The following is a 15444-nucleotide window of genomic DNA, read 5'->3' on the forward strand; positions in this document are numbered from 1 at the left end:
TCTTGGCCGCGAACTGTCCCGCGCGCATTGCGACGGCGCCGAACTGGCGATCGTCTGCATCGATCTGGATCGCTTCAAGGAACTCAACGACGTCAACGGCCATGCCGCCGGCGACACGGTGTTGCAGACGGTGGGCGAGCGCATGAAGTCACTGTTGTCGGAGGACAATTTCGTCGCGCGCCTGGGCGGCGATGAATTCGCTGCCGTCCACCGTCTGCGCGACGAACAGAGCCTGTCGAGGTTTCTCGAGAATCTGTGGTTCGCGCTCACCGGGCCGGTGCAGCTCGACAGCCATTCCTATCTGCCGGGCGCCAGCATCGGCGTCGCGAACTATCCGCGCGATGCGGCGGCGGCAGAGGTGCTGCTGAACAACGCCGATCTGGCGCTCTATCGCGCCAAATCGGGCCGGATGGAAAAGATCTGTTTTTACGAAGCCGCGGTGGACGATGCGGTCCGCATCCGCCGCGCGCTCGCCAATGATCTGCGCGAGGCGATCGCGGGCGATCTCCTTGAGGTGCATTATCAGGTGCAGACCTCGATCATAACGGGAGAAACCAAGGGGTTCGAGGCGCTCCTTCGCTGGAATCATCCGACGCGCGGGGCGATTTCGCCGGCCGAGTTCGTGCCGCTGGCCGAACGGAAAGGGCTCATCCTGCAACTCGGCGAATGGGTCCTGCGCCGCGCCTGCACCGATGCCCGGTCGTGGAACAACGATTATTCGGTCGCGGTGAATTGCTCGCCGCTGCAATTCGCCCATGCCGATCTGCCGCGGCTCGTCATGTCGATCCTGGTGGAAACCGGGCTGCCGCCGCGCCGGCTCGAACTGGAACTGACCGAATCCGCGATCTTCGCCGATCGCGAGCGCGCCTTGCGCCAGCTTCACCAGATCAAGGCGCTCGGCGTCAGCATCGCGCTCGACGATTTCGGCACGGGTTATTCCTCGCTCGATGTCCTGCGAAGCTTCCCGTTCGATCGCATCAAGCTCGACGCATCATTCGTCCGTGAACTCGAGAAAAGCCCGCAGGCGGTCGCCATGGTCCGCGCGATCCTAGCGCTCGGAAAAAGCCTGGACATCCCCGTCCTCGCCGAAGGGGTCAAGACCAGAGGCCAGCTCATGCTGCTGCAGCAGCAGGGATGCGACGAAACGCAGGGCTTTCTGCTCGGCCGCCCGGCGGGGCTGGCCGAGGTTCTGAAGCGCATGGCACATGGCGTTTTTGCGTCGAGAAATGACAGCGCAGGCACAGCGCTCCGCAACAGCGACGCTGCTTAGTGCGCCGCGCCCAAATATATTGATTGGCACCCTTGCGTTGTGATCCACCCCGACGCAGGCCGGAGTCCAGTATCGGGCCGGTCGTAACTGGACCCCGGCCCCCGCCGGGGGTCTCGCCACATGTTCCCGATTTGGCGCACCACGCCCTATGCGTGCCCGCTCTCATTGGCCAGCAAACGCGGATCGATTCCCGCCTGGACGAAGCCGCCGTGCCAGCGCTCCTCGGCGGGGGTATCGAACAGGATCGCCTCGTCGCGCCAGTCGAGGTTGAGCCAGCCGTGCCGCGTCATCTCGCCGTCGAGCTGCCCTGGCCCCCAGCCGGCATAGCCGAGCGCGACCTGCCAACGCGTCGGGCCCTTGCCCTCGGCGATCGCGCGCAACGCGTCGAGCGTGCCCGACAGCGCCCAGCGCCCGGCGACGTCGATCGTGTCGACCCCGCTCCAGTCGCGACTGTGCAGCACGAAGCCGCGCCGCGTCTCGACTGGCCCGCCGCGCAGCACCGGCACGTCGGGCGCGACGCCGGGGTCGATATCGACCTGGCGCAGCACGTCGTGCAGCGTCATGCCGTCGAAGGTCGCGCCGATATCGATCCCCATCGCGCCCTCCGCGTCATGCGCGCAGACGGCGATCATTGCCTGATCGAAACGCGGATCACCGATCCCTGGCATCGCGAGCAGGAACTGGCCGGCGAGAAAACGGGCGGACTCCATTCGAACAAGCATAGCGACCGGGCGTCGCCGAAGCCACGCTTGAAAATCATGCGCGCGCTTGCGACCTAGCCCGCGGCCCGATTCTGCGGCCGCAGGAGATTCCACGATGACGATCAGCGTCGGCGACAAGCTGCCCAACACCACCTTCGTCAAAGCGACCGACAACGGCCCCGAAGCGACCGACAGCGACACCTTCTTCAAGGGCCGCCGCGTCGCGCTGTTCGCGGTGCCCGGCGCTTTCACCCCGACCTGCTCGGCCAAGCACCTCCCCGGCTTGATCGAGAAGCAGGACGAGCTGAAGAGCAAGGGCATCGACGAAGTGGCCTGCACCTCGGTCAACGATCCGTTCGTGATGGGCGCCTGGTCCAAGTCGAGCGGCGCCGAGGGGATCACGATGCTGGCGGACGGCAACGGCGAGTTCGCCGAAGCGATCGGGCTGACGATGGACGGTTCGAAATTCGGGCTCGGCAAGCGCAGCCAGCGTTATTCGATGGTCGTCAACGACGGCGTGGTCGAGCAGCTCAACGTCGAAGCGCCGGGCGAGTTCAAGGTCAGCACCGCCGAGCATATGCTGGGCAACCTCTGACCCATTCGATGCGTTGGTCATGGCGGTAATCGTAACGGAGTAACCGTCATGACCGACACAGCGCTGAACGCGCTTCCCGATGTGGAAGAACAACAGAGCATCGCCGATCGCGCGCGTTATGCCGCAGCGGTGACGATGGAGGCGGCCCGCGTGCACCCTTACGCCACCGCAGGGATCGCGGTCGCCGCCGCCGCCGCGATCGGGGGCGCCGCCTATGCCGCCAGCAGGCGGACGAGCGACGGCGCGGCCCACACTTAAGGGCAATTCTCCTCCACGCCCTGTCACTCCGGTCTTGAGCCGGGGTGACGAGGGGAATATGCGGCAGCATTGCCGCTCGATGTATCCGAAGGGCTCCCGGTCGTTCGAAAGGCGAAACCGCGCCGCCATTGTCTTGCCAGCGTCATTCAGGCAATTTAATCGCTTAGGATGACCGCAGCAGAAATCGTCGCCGAACTGGATCGGCTCTACACCGCCTCCGTCGCCCGCCTGCAGGAGGCACTGACCCGCTATCTCGCCAACGGCACCCCGCCGCCGCCGGAATCGCGCTTCGACGGATCGTTCGCCTATCCCGAAATCCATCTGCGTTATCGCGGGCAGGACGAACGCCCGACGCCGCTGCGCTCGTTCGGGCGGCTGGTGACCCCCGGCGAATATCGTATCAGCGTCACCAAGCCGGCGATCTTCGCCGAATATCTCACCGAACAGCTCACTTTGCTGCTCGAAGATTATGACGTCGAGGTGCAGGCGGTCGCCGGGCGGACCGAAATCCCCTTCCCTTATGTGCTCGATCCCGGCCATGCGCTGCGGCTCGACGAAGTCTCCGCATCCGAGCTGGCGCGCTTCTTCCCCGCGACCGAGCTCGCCAATATCGGCGACGAAATCGCCGACGGGCTGTCGGGCGGCCCCGATGCGAGCCGCCCGCTCGCGCTGTTCGACGCGCTGCGCACCGATTTCAGCCTCGCGCGTCTCCGGCATTACACCGGCACCCCGCCCGAGCATGTCCAGCGCTATGTGCTGTTCACCAATTATCACCGCTATGTCGACGAATTCGTCCGCTGGGCGGCGACCCAGGTTGACGGCAAGACGCGCTTTACCGCGCTGTCCGGCCCGGGCGGGGTGATGTTCGAGCCGGGCGACGATCCGGGCAAGCTCGACGATAGCGCGTGGCGCCGGCTGCAGATGCCCGCCTATCACCTGATCGCGCCCGATCGCAGCGGGATCACCCTGGTCAACATCGGGGTCGGCCCGTCGAACGCCAAGACGATCACCGATCACCTCGCGGTGCTGCGCCCCGATGCGTGGCTGATGATCGGCCACTGCGGGGGGCTGCGCCCGTCGCAGCGGATCGGCGATTATGTGCTGGCGCACGCCTATCTCCGCGACGATCACGTGCTCGACGACATGCTCCCGCCCGAGATTCCGGTGCCGGCGATCGCCGAGGTCCAGCTCGCGCTCGCCCGCGCGGCCGAAACCGTCTCGGGTCAGTCGGGCGAGGAATTGAAGCGGCGGCTGCGCACCGGGACGATCGTCACCACCGACGATCGCAACTGGGAATTGCGCTACAGCCGCTCGGCGCTGCGTTTCTCGCTGTCGCGCGCGGTGGGGATCGATATGGAATCGGCGACGATCGCGGCGCAGGGCTATCGCTTCCGCGTCCCCTACGGCACCTTGTTGTGCGTCTCGGACAAGCCGCTCCACGGCGAGCTCAAGCTGCCCGGGCAAGCCAATCGCTTCTACGAGCGCGCGATCAGCGAGCATATGCGGATCGGCATCGAGACCTGCGAGGAGCTGCGTCGCGAGGGCGCCCGGCTGCACAGCCGCAAGCTGAGGGCGTTCAACGAACCGCCTTTCCGTTGACGCAACGACTGGCATGAGCGAGCGTTAGTCTGTCTGTACCGCAACAGGGAGACCAACGCATGGCCGATACGCCAGACACCCCCCAGCCGACCAAGGCCGCCGCACCGCGCCGCCGTGCGCCGCGCAAGACCGCCGCCGCCAAGCCGGCCGGCACGAAGGGAACGTCGAAAGCGCCGGCCAAGGCGCCGGCTGCCGCGTCCAAGCCGAAGCGGACCCGCGCCGCCTCGACGAACGCGGCCGCCCCGACGACCCGCGCCGCCAAACCGGCGGCGAAGCAGCGTGCCGCGGGGCGCAAGGCCGCGCCGGCCACCCCTCGCGCCGCCGCCAAGCCGACCACCGCCGAAACGGTCGCCGCCTCCGCGCGCTCGACCCTGGCCAAGGCGACCGACGGGGTTTCCAAGGCGCGCGAGAAGTTCGCCGGCAAGAAATGGGGCTCCGCGGCGATCGCCGGCGGGCTCGCCGCGGTCGGCGCGGCCGCAACCGCGGCGCTGCTGTCGCTGCGCGGCTCGACGCCGAAAGCGGGGGAAGCGACGGATAGCGCGTCGTCCCCGGAGACGACGGACAAACCGGCGGACTGATAACGCGTCATTCCCGCGCAGGCGGGAATGACGACGGTACGAGGTCAGCCCGCGAGGAAATCCGCGATCGCCTGCCCCAGCGCCGGCTTGGTCACCGCGCTCATATGGTTGCCGGGGATTTCGACGTAACGCGCGTCGGGCAGCGCATCGGCGAGCGCGGCGGCCGAGCCGTTGTCGTCATCGTCGACGCCGTTGACGCACAGCGCCGGCCAGCCGAACCGCTCGACCGTCTCGAGCGGGGTGCTGACGAAGGTGTCGATGATGCCCAGCAACGCCACCGGATCGCCGCCGGTGGTCTTGAGGAACGCCTCGGCGAACCACGCCTCGCTCCCCCGCGGGTGCTGGCCGAGATTGGTCAGGACATGGCGAAAATGGCCCGCGCGGCGCTCGGCCGAGACCAGCCCGTCGAGACCCATCCCGGCAAAGACCACCCGTCGCGGGTTGGCCCCGGTCGCGAGCATCCGCGACGTGGTGCGCGCGCCGAGCGAATAGCCGCCGAGATCATAGTCGCCGAGCCCGAGATGCGCGATCAGCGCGTGCCCATCCTGCGTCAGCGCGTCGGGCGGATAGGCGGCCGGGTCGTGCGGCCGCGCGCTGTCGCCGTGCGCGCGCAAATCCGGCATGATCACGCGAAAGCCGCGCGCGGCGATTGCGGCGGCGTGTCCGTAGCGGATCCAATTGGTGTAAGCGTCTGAGAAATAACCGTGGATCAGGACGACCGGGCGCCCCTCCCCCATCTCCCGCCACGCCAGCCGCGTGCCGTCGAAACTCTCGAAATAGTGCACTTCACTTTGGGACATCGCTGCCTGCTTCTCGCCACCGCTCGACCAGCGGCTGATATTCCGCGCACCGCGTTCCCGGCAAGTCGCGTGTGTCGAGCCAGGCGTCGTGGCGATGCTCGACCCCGAAATGCGCGGTCGGGCGGAAGCGCGAAGGATCGTCGAAACTGCCGACCGTCAGGTCGAGCTTGTCCGACCCCGCGACATATTCGAACGTCAGCGGCGTGCCGCATGCCGAGCAGAAACCGCGCCGCGCGATCGGCGAAGAGGCATATCGATCGGGCTCGCGCTCCCAATGCACATCGGCGCGCTTCACGTTCTTGAACGCGATCGACACCCCGCCGGTGGCGCGCTGGCACATCCGGCAATGGCACAGATAGGCGTCATCGCTGTCGACCTCCGCCGCATAGCGCACCCGCCCGCATTGGCAGCCGCCGGTCATCCGCGTCATTGCACCGTCTCCTGTCTCAGACGGATATTTGTCGCGCCTCGCACCGCCCGTTGCAACTTTTCGCGCAGCAATTCGCTTCCATTATATAAGCAAGCTTATTATATGGCAGCCTATGACAGAGACGTTCGGTTTCCTGCTCAGCGACACGTCGCGACTGATGCGCCGTCGCTTCGACGAGCGCGCGCGCTCGCTCGGCGCGACGCGTGCGCAGTGGAAGGCGCTGTTCGGCCTCAGCCGGCACGAAGGGATCAATCAGGGCGGGCTCGCCGATATCCTGGAGGTGGAGCCGATCACCCTGTGCCGGATGGTCGACCGCCTCGAAGAAGCCGGGCTGGTCGAGCGCCGCCGCGATCCCAAGGATCGCCGCGCCTGGCGGCTCTACCTCAGCGACAAGGCCCGCCCGATCCTCGAGGAGCTACGCGAGACCGGGGCCGAACTCGCCGCGCAGGCGCTGCGCGGTATCCCTCAAGAGAAGATTGACGAGCTTTCCGACGTGCTGAATGCCATTCGCCAGAACCTCGCCGAGCCGCAACACAAGGACGCCGCTCATGGCTGATGCCGATCCCAAGCGCGCAACGGCCGCCGGCCCTGCCCTCACCGTGCCGACCGAGGCCGCGCCGCCGCGCAAGGAGCGCCGGCTGCTGCGCTCGCTGCTCATGTTCGGCGTGCCGATCCTAATCGCCGCGATCGCCGGCTATGTCTATCTCACCTCGGGCCGCTACATCTCGACCGACAATGCCTATGTCCAGCAGGACATGATCTCGGTCAGCCCCGACGTCTCGGGGCGGATCGTTTCGGTCGAGGTGCGCGAGAACCAGCGGGTCAAGGCCGGCGACGTGCTGTTCCGCATCGACCCCGAGCCGTATCGCATCGCGCTGGCGCAGGCCGACGCCGATCTCGCCACCGCGCGGGTGCAGGTCTCCACAATGGCCACCGACACCGGCAGCGCCGCCGCCGATATCCAGAACGCCAGGGCCGAGCAGACGCTGGCGCAGGCAACCTACGCGCGTCAGGCCGCGCTGATGAAGCAGGGCTTCACCACCCGCGCCGCGTTCGACGCCGCGACGCAGGGGGTCGCTGCCGCCAATGCCAAGCTCGCGACCGCGCAGGCCGCAGCGGCGCGCGCGCGTCAGCAGCTCGGCTCGGGCGGCGGCACCGGCCAGCCCGCGGCGATCCAGGTCGCGCTCGCCAAGCGCGCGAAGGCCGCTTACGATCTGGAACGCAGCGTGGTGCGCGCGCCGAAGGACGGCATCGTCAGCCAGACCGGGCGATTGCAGGTCGGCAACATCACCCCCTCGGGGGTTCCGGCGCTCAGCCTGGTGGTCAGCCAGCAGGCGTGGGTCGAGGCCAATTTCAAGGAAACCGATCTCAATCACATGCGCGTCGGCCAGCCCGCCGAATTGACCTTCGACGCCTATCCGGGGCTCAAGGTGCGCGGCCACGTCCAGTCGATCGGTGCGGGCACCGGGAGCGAGTTTTCGGTGCTTCCGGCGCAGAATGCCAATGGCAATTGGGTCAAGGTGACACAGCGCGTGCCGGTGCGTGTCGCGATCGAGGGCAACCCGCCGCGCGCGATGATCGCCGGGCTTTCGACCGACGTGACGATCGACACGAAGGGCGACACCAAGGGCGACGCGAAAGCCAGATAATGGCTTCGCGCGCCGCCCCAGCCTCCGCCGCCGCGCCCGCTGTTCCGCAGCCGGGCCAGCCGCTGCTGCCCGTCAAACATCGCGGTATCCTGACGATCGGGGTCATGGGCGCGATGATCATGCAGATCCTCGACACCACGATCGCCAATGTCGCGCTGCCGCACATGCAGACCAGCCTCGGCGCGACCGCGGATACGATCACCTGGGTGCTGACCAGCTATATCGTTGCCACCGCGATCGCGCTGCCGGCGACCGGCTGGCTTTCCGATCGGATCGGCAGCCGCAACCTGTTCCTGATCGCGGTCGGCGGGTTCATCCTCGCCTCGATGGCATGCGGCACCGCCGTCAGCCTTGAGGAAATGGTGATATTCCGCGTCTTCCAGGGGATTTTCGCGGCGTTCATCAACCCGCTGTCGCAAACCTCGATGCTCGATATCAACCCGCCCGAACGCTCCGCCCAGGCGATGAGCGTGTGGGGCATGGGGGTGATGGTCGGCCCGATCATGGGGCCGGTGATCGGCGGGTGGCTCACCGAAAGCTATAACTGGCGCTGGGTGTTCTACGTCAACGTCCCGGTCGGCGCGCTGACCTTTGCGATCCTGTGGTTCCTGCTCCCGTCACGGCCAAGGGCGAAACGCTCGTTCGACGGCTTCGGCTTCCTGCTGATCGGGGTCGCGGTCGCGTCCTTCCAGCTGATGCTCGATCGCGGGCAAAACAAGGATTGGTTCGCGAGCTGGGAGATCGTGATCGAGGGGCTGATCGCCTTCGCCTTCGCCTGGATGGCGATCGTCCACCTCGCCACCGCGAAGAAACCGCTGTTCGATCGCCATCTGTTCGGCAACCGCAACCTCGTCAGCGGCATGTTCTTCATGGTCGTGATCGGCATCTCGACAATGGCGCCGATGGCGCTGCTGCCGCCGATGCTCCAGCAATTGTTCGGCTATCCGGTGATCGACACCGGGCTGATGATGGCGCCGCGCGGCGTGGGCGTGCTGATCACGATGTGGCTCGCCGGGTGGCTGATGGTCCGCGTCGACACGCGGCCGGTGATCATGATCGGGCTGGTGATCTTCGCGGTCTCGCTGCGCTGGATGGCGGCCTATAGCCTGCAGATGGATTATTGGCCGGTGATCACCGCCGGCTTCGTTCAGGGGCTGGGCATGGGGCTGGTGTTCATGCCGATGAACGCCCTAGCTTTCGCAACGCTCGACGGCCGCTACCGCACCGACGGTGCGAGCCTGCTCAACCTGACGCGCTCGATCGGCCAGTCGGCGGGGATCTCGATGGTCACGGTGCTGCTGGCGCGCAATATCCAGGTCAGCCACGCCGATCTGGCGCAGCATGTCACGCAGGATCGCGTACCCGCGATCAACCTGAGCTCGATCGATCAGCTCGGCATGTATGCCGACAGCGTGTTTTCCTATGCCGATGCGATGGTCAACCAGCAGGCGGCGATGATCGCCTATATCGACGATTTCTACATGATGAGCTGGATCGCGCTTGCCGCGGTGCCGCTGGTGCTCGTGCTCAAGAAGCCGAAGGGCAAGGTCGAGGTGGTGCATTCGGAGTGAGGCGCACGCGCGCTCTCTCCCGTTCGCCCTGAGCTTGTCGAACGGCTGTCCTTCCTCATCGGAAGAAAGTGCAGGGCTTCGACAGGCTCAGCCCGAACGGGGCTGGATCCGCGCTCGTTTCGCTATCGCGAGAGCGCCGCGAAAAACCCTTCGAGATCCGGCCCCTCGGGCCATTGCGGCACGTCCTCGTCGAGCACGATCCACGGCTGCTTGCTCCGCACCCAGATATGCGCGCGCGGCTCGAGCGATCGATTCTCGTCGAGCGTCCCCGCGCGGATGATCGCAAGATCGGGGCGCAGGCTGCTGACGTTCCACAATCGCGCGTGGCAGGTGCCGCAGGCATATTGATGCGATTGCCGGCCGCTCGGGGTGGCGAGCGTATAATCGATCACCGGCCCGGCGGCGGTGATCGCCCCCGCCGGCACCACCGCCTGCTCGCTGAATGCGCTGCCTGTCCACCGCTGGCAATCGGTGCAATGGCAGCAATAGACGGCCGTCACCGCGTCGAGCGCCACCTCGTAGCGACACGCGCCGCAGCGACAACCGCCGGAGACGGTCATGCCGCTTTCTTCAGATGCCGTCGGCCGAGCAATTCGGCGATCTGCACCGCGTTGAGCGCGGCGCCCTTGCGCAGATTGTCGCTGACGCACCACAAGGAAAGCCCGTTATCCACCGTCGAATCCTCCCGCACGCGGCTGATGAAGGTGGCGTAATCGCCGACGCATTCGATCGGGGTGACGTATCCCCCGTCTTCGCGCTTGTCGACCAGCATCACCCCCGGCGCCTCGCGCAGGATGCGCTGCGCCTGCGCGGCGGAGATTTCCTCCTCGAATTCGATGTTGATCGCCTCGGAATGGCCGACGAACACCGGGACGCGCACGCAGGTCGCGGTCACCTTGATCTTGGGATCGAGGATTTTCTTGGTCTCGACCACCATCTTCCATTCTTCCTTGGTCGAGCCGTCGTCGAGGAAGCTGTCGATATGCGGGATGACGTTGAACGCGATCTGCTTGGTGAATTTCTTCGGCTCGGCCGGGTCGCCGACGAAGATGTTGCGGCTCTGCTCGAACAGCTCGTCCATCCCGACCTTGCCCGCGCCCGAGACCGATTGATAGGTCGCGACCACCACGCGCTTGATCGTCGCCGCGTCGTGCAGCGGCTTCAATGCGACGACCATCTGCGCGGTCGAGCAATTCGGGTTGGCGATGATATTCTTCTTCTTATAGCCGTCGATCGCCTCGGGGTTCACCTCCGGGACGATCAGCGGCACGTCCGGGTCCATGCGGTAGAGCGACGAATTGTCGATCACCGTGCAGCCCGCGGCGGCGAATTTGGGGGCATAGACCTTGGTCGCCTCGCTGCCGATCGCGAACAGCGCGATATCCCAGCCGGTCGGATCGAAATGCTCGATATTCTTGACCGTGAGCATCTTGCCGGTCTCGCCATATTCGATCTGGTCGCCGGTCGAGCGCGAGCTTGCGACCAGCGCGATCTCGTCCGCAGGGAATTCGCGCTCGGCGAGGATGTTGACCATCTCGCGACCGACATTGCCCGTCGCGCCCGCGACCACCACCCGATAACCCATGTGTGAACTCCTGCTGTCGGCGCGGCCCGTACCGTCATTGCGGCGCGGGCAGCAACATCATTCTAATCGTGCGTCCGCGCCTGCCAGGTCGCATGGGTAATGCCATGCACCTCCGACAGATGTTCGACGATCGCGTCGAGCTCACGCGACGGAACATTGGTGCTGACGAGGGTCGCGACGATCTCGACGCGCTCCTCGCCGCGCTCCACCACGTCGAGCTCGGCCACCGGCAAAGATTGGGCTTCGAGATGATCGGTCAAGAGGTCGCCGAGCGGCCCGGCCTGATCGGTCGCGCCGGTGATCGTCACCGAATAGGTCGCTTCGAGGCTGCGGCCTTCGAGCGGGATGCGGTTGATCGCGTCGACCACCGGACGGAGCAAGGTATTGGCGACGATCACCAGCCCGGCAAGCAAGGTGGCCTCGGCCAGCATATCGCTCCCCGCGATCGCGCCGACCGCCGCCGAGCACCACAGGGTCGCCGCGGTGTTGAGCCCGCGGACGTTCATCCCCTCCTTCATGATCACGCCGGCGCCGAGGAAGCCGATCCCCGACACGACATAAGCGATCACCCGGATCGACTCGACGTCGCCGCCGAGCCGCTGCCCGAGATCGGTGAACGCCGCCGCGCCAATCGCCACCAAGGCGTTGGTGCGCAGCCCCGCGGTGCGCTGGCGATATTGCCGCTCCGCCCCGATCAGCGTGCCGAGCACGAACGCCGCGACATAGCTGACGATCGTGTCGAGGAACGGCATCAGGTGGAAGGTGGTGAGGAAGCGCATCGCCCGTGCTTACTTCGCCGGGATGTTCTTTACGTGACGGTCGAGGAAATCGAGCATCGTCGTCCAGGGATGCACGTCGCGCACCGCGCCGTGGGTCTTGCCGGGATAGAGCATCATTTCGAACTTGATGTCCGCCGCCTGCAACCGCGCGGCGATCGACGTGGTGTTGTCGAGGAAGACATTGTCGTCGGCCATGCCGTGCATGAGGAGCAACGGATCGCGAATCCTGGTCGCATCGGGGAGCGCGCTCGACGCGGTATAGGCCGCGGCATCGCGGGTCGGATCGCCCATATAGCGCTCGGTATAATGGGTATCGTAGAGCGACCAGTCGGTGACCGGCGCGCCCGAGACGCCCGCGGCATAGACGCCGGGGTTCTTCTCCAGCATCTTGAGCGTCATATAGCCGCCGTAGGACCAGCCATAGGTGGCGATTTTCGTGCCGTCGACGAACGGCAGCGACTTGAGATAGCGCGCGCCGGCGAGTTGATCCTCGACCTCGACGCTGCCCATCGCATGCCAGATCGCATCCTCGAACGCCTTGCCGCGATTGGCCGAGCCGCGATTGTCGATCTGGAAGAAGATCCACCCCTGCTGCACCAGATATTGCACCAGCGGATTGCTCCAGCCGCGGGTCACCTGCTGGCTGTGCGGGCCGCCGTAATGCTGGAAGAAGACGGGATATTTCTTGCCCGGTTCGAGCGGCGGGGTGATCATCTCCCACTGCAGCACCGTGCCGTCCGCGGCCTTCACCGTGCCGAATTCGGTCGGGCGGTGCGCGGCGCGATACGGGGCATAGGGATGCGCGCCGGTCACCGCATTTTCGTTGATCCACGACAGGCGCTTGCCCTCGGCATCGGCGAGATAGGTCTGCGGCGGCTGATCGGGGTTCGATCGCGTGATGATGAAGCGCGACGCGCGCGTATCGGCGCTCGCGCTGTTCCACCAGCCCGCCTCGGTCAGCCGCGTGATCACATGCGTCTTGGGATCGAGCGCGTAGAGATGCTGTTCGAGCACCCCGTCGCGATTGCCGGTGAAGAAGATCCGGCCCGAGGCGTCATCGACCCCGATCAGCCCGGTCACCACCCAGTCGCCCCTGGTCAGCTGGGTCCATTTGCCAGCTTTCCAGCGATAGAGATGCCCGAAGCCGTCGCGTTCGGAGCGCCAGATCAGGCCGCCGTCGGGCATCACGCGATAGGCGTTGGAGAGGTTGATCCAGCTCTTCGCCCCGGCCTTTTCGGTGAACATCACCGTCGCTTTGCCGGTGGCGGCATCGACGCGCAGCATGTCGAGCGTGCGCTGGTCGCGGCTCTCGCGCTGGACGAGCAACGCCGAACCGTCCGGCAGCCAATCGACGCGCGCGAGGTAGAAGTCGCTGTCGGTGCCGAGATCGGCCTTCACCCGGCCCGAACCGTCGGCGCGGATCACCCACAATTCGACCAAGGCATTGGGGGTGCCCGCGGCCGGATAGCGCTGCTGGTAGATATTGGTGCCCGACGCGCCGATCGCCGCGCGGGTGAAGATCTTGACCGGCGCCTCGTCGAACCGCTCGACCGCGATCCGGCTCTCGTCGGGCGACCACCAGTAACCGGTGCGGCGATCCATTTCCTCCTGCGCGACGAACTCCGCCTCGCCGAAATGGATCGTACCCCTTCCCTCCTTGGTCAGCGCTTGCGCCGCGCCCTCGCCCGCGAGCGGCTGGACCCACAGATTCTGGTCGCGCACGAAGCTGACGAAACCGCCGCGCGGCGAGATCGCCGGGTTGAGCGCGCCCTTGGTCCCCGCGATCCGCCGCGCATCGCCGTCGAGCCCGGCGAGGAACAATTCGCCGTCGATCGGCACGAGCAACGAGCGGCCGTCGGGCGCCCAGTCGTAATCGAGGATGCCGGTCTTGCCGGTCTTGGTGCGATCGCGCTCGCGCTGCATCTTCTCCGCCTCGGAAAGCGCCGCGCCGCTGCCGACCTTGCGCGAATCCACCAGCATCCGCTCGGCGCCGGTGCGCGTGTCGGTGGCCCACAGATCGTAGCGGGCGCGCTCGTCGGCACGGTTGCGCACCGAGGTCAGCAACGTGCCGTCGGGCGAGAGGCGCAACGATTGCGGCTGCGGGCCGGCGAGATCGGGGCTGGCGAAGATACGCTCGAGCGTCAGCCGCTGCGGCTGGGGCACGGGATCAGCCACGGCGGGCACCGGCGCCAGCAAGATCAAAGGGGCAAGTGCAGGCAACCATGCGCGCATATCTTTCTCCGTCAGGCGCAAGGGCAAAGCGCGGTGCGACGGAAAAGACAAGGCCCCCCGTCACGCCGGCTTGACCCGGCCTCCAGAGCGAAGGGCGGCACCGCTTGAGACTCTGGAGGCCGGGTCAAGCCGGCATGACGACAAGAGGAAAGCCAACGAAAAGAGGCGCCGGCAGTCTCCCCGCCGGCGCCTCCGATGCTTTTCAGCTCGTAGCGGCGATTATTCGGCCGCTTCCGCCGTCGGACGGTTGTCGCGACGCTCGGCGATACGCGCCGACTTGCCGGTGCGGCCACGCAGATAATAGAGCTTGGCACGACGCACCGCGCCCTTGCGCACCACGTCGATCGAATCGATGTTCGGCGAATAGAGCGGGAACACGCGCTCGACGCCCTCGCCGAACGAAATCTTGCGCACGGTGAAGCTCGAGCCCATGCCCTTGTTCGAACGCGCGATGCACACGCCTTCGTAATTCTGGACGCGGGTACGCTCGCCCTCGACCACCTTCACGCCGACCTTCAGCGTATCGCCGGGGCGGAAATCGGGGATCGCGCGGCGCGCGGTCAGCTTTTCGATCTGCTCGGCTTCGAGCTGCTGGATCAGGTTCATCTCAGACCTCTTCAATCCTCGCCGCGCGCCAGAGGGCGACCGACCCGAGCACCGGAATGGCGCTCCCACAGGTCCGGCCGCCTTAGCCGTGTATCATCCTCCGCCCGTTGTTTCCGCCAGGCGGCGATCTTCGCATGATCCCCCGATCGCAGCACTTCGGGGATCGTGCGCCCTTCCCATTCATAAGGTCGGGTATAATGCGGATATTCGAGGAGGCCGCTTTCGAAGCTTTCCTCGTCCCCGCTGGAAGCCGCGCCCATTACGCCGGGAAGCAGCCGAACGCAAGCGTCGAGCAGCACCAGCGCGCCCATCTCGCCCCCCGACAGCACATAATCGCCGATCGCGACCTCCTCGATCGCGCGCGCCTCGAACAACCGCTCGTCAAACCCCTCGAACCGGCCGCACAGAATGACCGCGCCGGGGCCCGCCGCAAGCGAGCGGACGCGCGCCTGGGTGAGCGGCGCGCCACGCGGGGTCATCGCCAGTACCGGGCGATCGTCGGCGACATGATCGATCGCGCGCGCCACGACATCGGCGCGCAACACCATCCCCGCGCCCCCGCCGGCCGGAGTATCGTCGACCGAGCGATGCTTGTCGGTCGCGAAATCGCGGATGTTGACCGCATCGAGCGACCACCGCCCCTCGCCCAGCGCGCGCCCGGCGAGCGACAGGCCGAGCGGGCCGGGGAACATCTCCGGATAGAGCGTCAGGACGGTTGCGGCGAAGGTCATCGGGTCCAGTTCTCGACGCGCAGGCCGGGGATATCGGCGAAATCGCGCTCGTTGTTCGTT

At 66.5% G+C, this 15444-nt stretch carries 16 protein-coding genes and 2 pseudogenes; 8 read left to right on the top strand and 10 right to left on the bottom strand.

The window, feature by feature from the left end; genetic code table 11:
• On the top strand, positions 1 to 1270 hold a 1270-nt coding region (locus BGN95_RS02080), incomplete at its 5' end, for a putative bifunctional diguanylate cyclase/phosphodiesterase (protein WP_286771476.1).
• Positions 1271 to 1416: 146 nt separating this feature from the next.
• Here the strand turns inward: BGN95_RS02080 and BGN95_RS02085 are convergent.
• Positions 1417 to 1980: a YqgE/AlgH family protein gene (locus BGN95_RS02085; protein ID WP_265268452.1), complete on the bottom strand. Its 564-nt coding sequence runs from the start codon at positions 1978 to 1980 to the stop codon at positions 1417 to 1419.
• A 106-nt stretch (positions 1981 to 2086) separates the two neighbouring features.
• Between BGN95_RS02085 and BGN95_RS02090 the strand changes: the two genes are divergently transcribed.
• From BGN95_RS02090 to BGN95_RS02105, 4 genes are all read left to right on the top strand, one after another.
• Positions 2087 to 2566, top strand: coding sequence for a peroxiredoxin (locus tag BGN95_RS02090; protein WP_286771477.1), 480 nt, complete (start codon positions 2087 to 2089; stop codon positions 2564 to 2566).
• A 48-nt stretch (positions 2567 to 2614) separates the two neighbouring features.
• On the top strand, positions 2615 to 2824 hold the full coding sequence (locus BGN95_RS02095) for a hypothetical protein (protein WP_265268451.1): 210 nt from the start codon (positions 2615 to 2617) through the stop codon (positions 2822 to 2824).
• Positions 2825 to 2992: 168 nt separating this feature from the next.
• A complete protein-coding gene (locus BGN95_RS02100; protein ID WP_179511638.1) occupies positions 2993 to 4423 on the top strand; it encodes an AMP nucleosidase in 1431 nt (476 codons plus the stop codon).
• A gap of 59 nt (positions 4424 to 4482) precedes the next feature.
• Positions 4483 to 5001: a hypothetical protein gene (locus BGN95_RS02105; RefSeq protein WP_286771478.1), complete on the top strand. Its 519-nt coding sequence runs from the start codon at positions 4483 to 4485 to the stop codon at positions 4999 to 5001.
• A 44-nt stretch (positions 5002 to 5045) separates the two neighbouring features.
• On the opposite strand, the gene BGN95_RS02110 is transcribed toward BGN95_RS02105, so the two are convergent.
• On the bottom strand, positions 5046 to 5801 hold the full coding sequence (locus BGN95_RS02110) for an alpha/beta fold hydrolase (RefSeq protein ID WP_265312067.1): 756 nt from the start codon (positions 5799 to 5801) through the stop codon (positions 5046 to 5048).
• Entirely contained in the window at positions 5788 to 6231 is a 444-nt protein-coding gene (locus BGN95_RS02115) for a GFA family protein (RefSeq protein ID WP_265312068.1), read from the bottom strand. The genes BGN95_RS02110 and BGN95_RS02115 overlap by 14 nt, the downstream gene beginning before the upstream one ends.
• A 28-nt stretch (positions 6232 to 6259) precedes the next feature.
• Here BGN95_RS02115 and BGN95_RS02120 point away from each other — a divergent pair, with 28 nt between their 5' ends.
• Genes BGN95_RS02120 through BGN95_RS02130 form a run of 3 tightly spaced genes read left to right on the top strand, consistent with a single transcriptional unit; the run spans position 6260 to position 9451 of the window.
• Entirely contained in the window at positions 6260 to 6787 is a 528-nt protein-coding gene (locus BGN95_RS02120; RefSeq protein ID WP_353744661.1) for a MarR family winged helix-turn-helix transcriptional regulator, read from the top strand.
• On the top strand, positions 6780 to 7880 hold the full coding sequence (locus BGN95_RS02125) for an HlyD family secretion protein (protein WP_265268447.1): 1101 nt from the start codon (positions 6780 to 6782) through the stop codon (positions 7878 to 7880). The genes BGN95_RS02120 and BGN95_RS02125 overlap by 8 nt, the downstream gene beginning before the upstream one ends.
• Positions 7880 to 9451: a DHA2 family efflux MFS transporter permease subunit gene (locus BGN95_RS02130; protein WP_265268446.1), complete on the top strand. Its 1572-nt coding sequence runs from the start codon at positions 7880 to 7882 to the stop codon at positions 9449 to 9451. Before BGN95_RS02125 ends, BGN95_RS02130 begins: the two co-directional genes overlap by 1 nt.
• A gap of 122 nt (positions 9452 to 9573) precedes the next feature.
• Here BGN95_RS02130 and BGN95_RS02135 read toward each other — a convergent pair whose 3' ends face one another.
• From BGN95_RS02135 to BGN95_RS02165, 7 genes and pseudogenes are all read right to left on the bottom strand, one after another.
• Complete coding sequence (locus BGN95_RS02135; RefSeq protein WP_286771479.1) at positions 9574 to 10011, bottom strand: GFA family protein; 438 nt, start codon at positions 10009 to 10011, stop codon at positions 9574 to 9576.
• Entirely contained in the window at positions 10008 to 11036 is a 1029-nt protein-coding gene (locus BGN95_RS02140; protein WP_265312071.1) for an aspartate-semialdehyde dehydrogenase, read from the bottom strand. Before BGN95_RS02140 ends, BGN95_RS02135 begins: the two co-directional genes overlap by 4 nt.
• A 62-nt stretch (positions 11037 to 11098) precedes the next feature.
• Positions 11099 to 11815, bottom strand: coding sequence for an MgtC/SapB family protein (locus BGN95_RS02145; RefSeq protein ID WP_286771480.1), 717 nt, complete (start codon positions 11813 to 11815; stop codon positions 11099 to 11101).
• Between the two features lie 9 nt (positions 11816 to 11824).
• Positions 11825 to 14047 carry a S9 family peptidase gene (locus BGN95_RS02150; RefSeq protein ID WP_286771481.1) on the bottom strand — a complete coding sequence of 741 codons (2223 nt, stop codon included), beginning with the start codon at positions 14045 to 14047 and terminating at the stop codon, positions 11825 to 11827.
• 219 nt (positions 14048 to 14266) lie between these two features.
• A complete protein-coding gene (gene rplS, locus BGN95_RS02155; protein ID WP_179511649.1) occupies positions 14267 to 14653 on the bottom strand; it encodes a 50S ribosomal protein L19 in 387 nt (128 codons plus the stop codon).
• Between the two features lie 9 nt (positions 14654 to 14662).
• Positions 14663 to 15384: pseudogene (gene trmD, locus BGN95_RS02160) on the bottom strand (tRNA (guanosine(37)-N1)-methyltransferase TrmD); the annotation flags it as partial.
• Positions 15381 to 15444: pseudogene (locus BGN95_RS02165) on the bottom strand (type II toxin-antitoxin system VapC family toxin); the annotation flags it as partial. The pseudogenes trmD and BGN95_RS02165, both read right to left, overlap by 4 nt.

Source organism: Sphingomonas sp. 66-10 (assembly GCF_001897045.1).
Taxonomy (GTDB): domain Bacteria; phylum Pseudomonadota; class Alphaproteobacteria; order Sphingomonadales; family Sphingomonadaceae; genus Sphingomonas; species Sphingomonas lycopersici.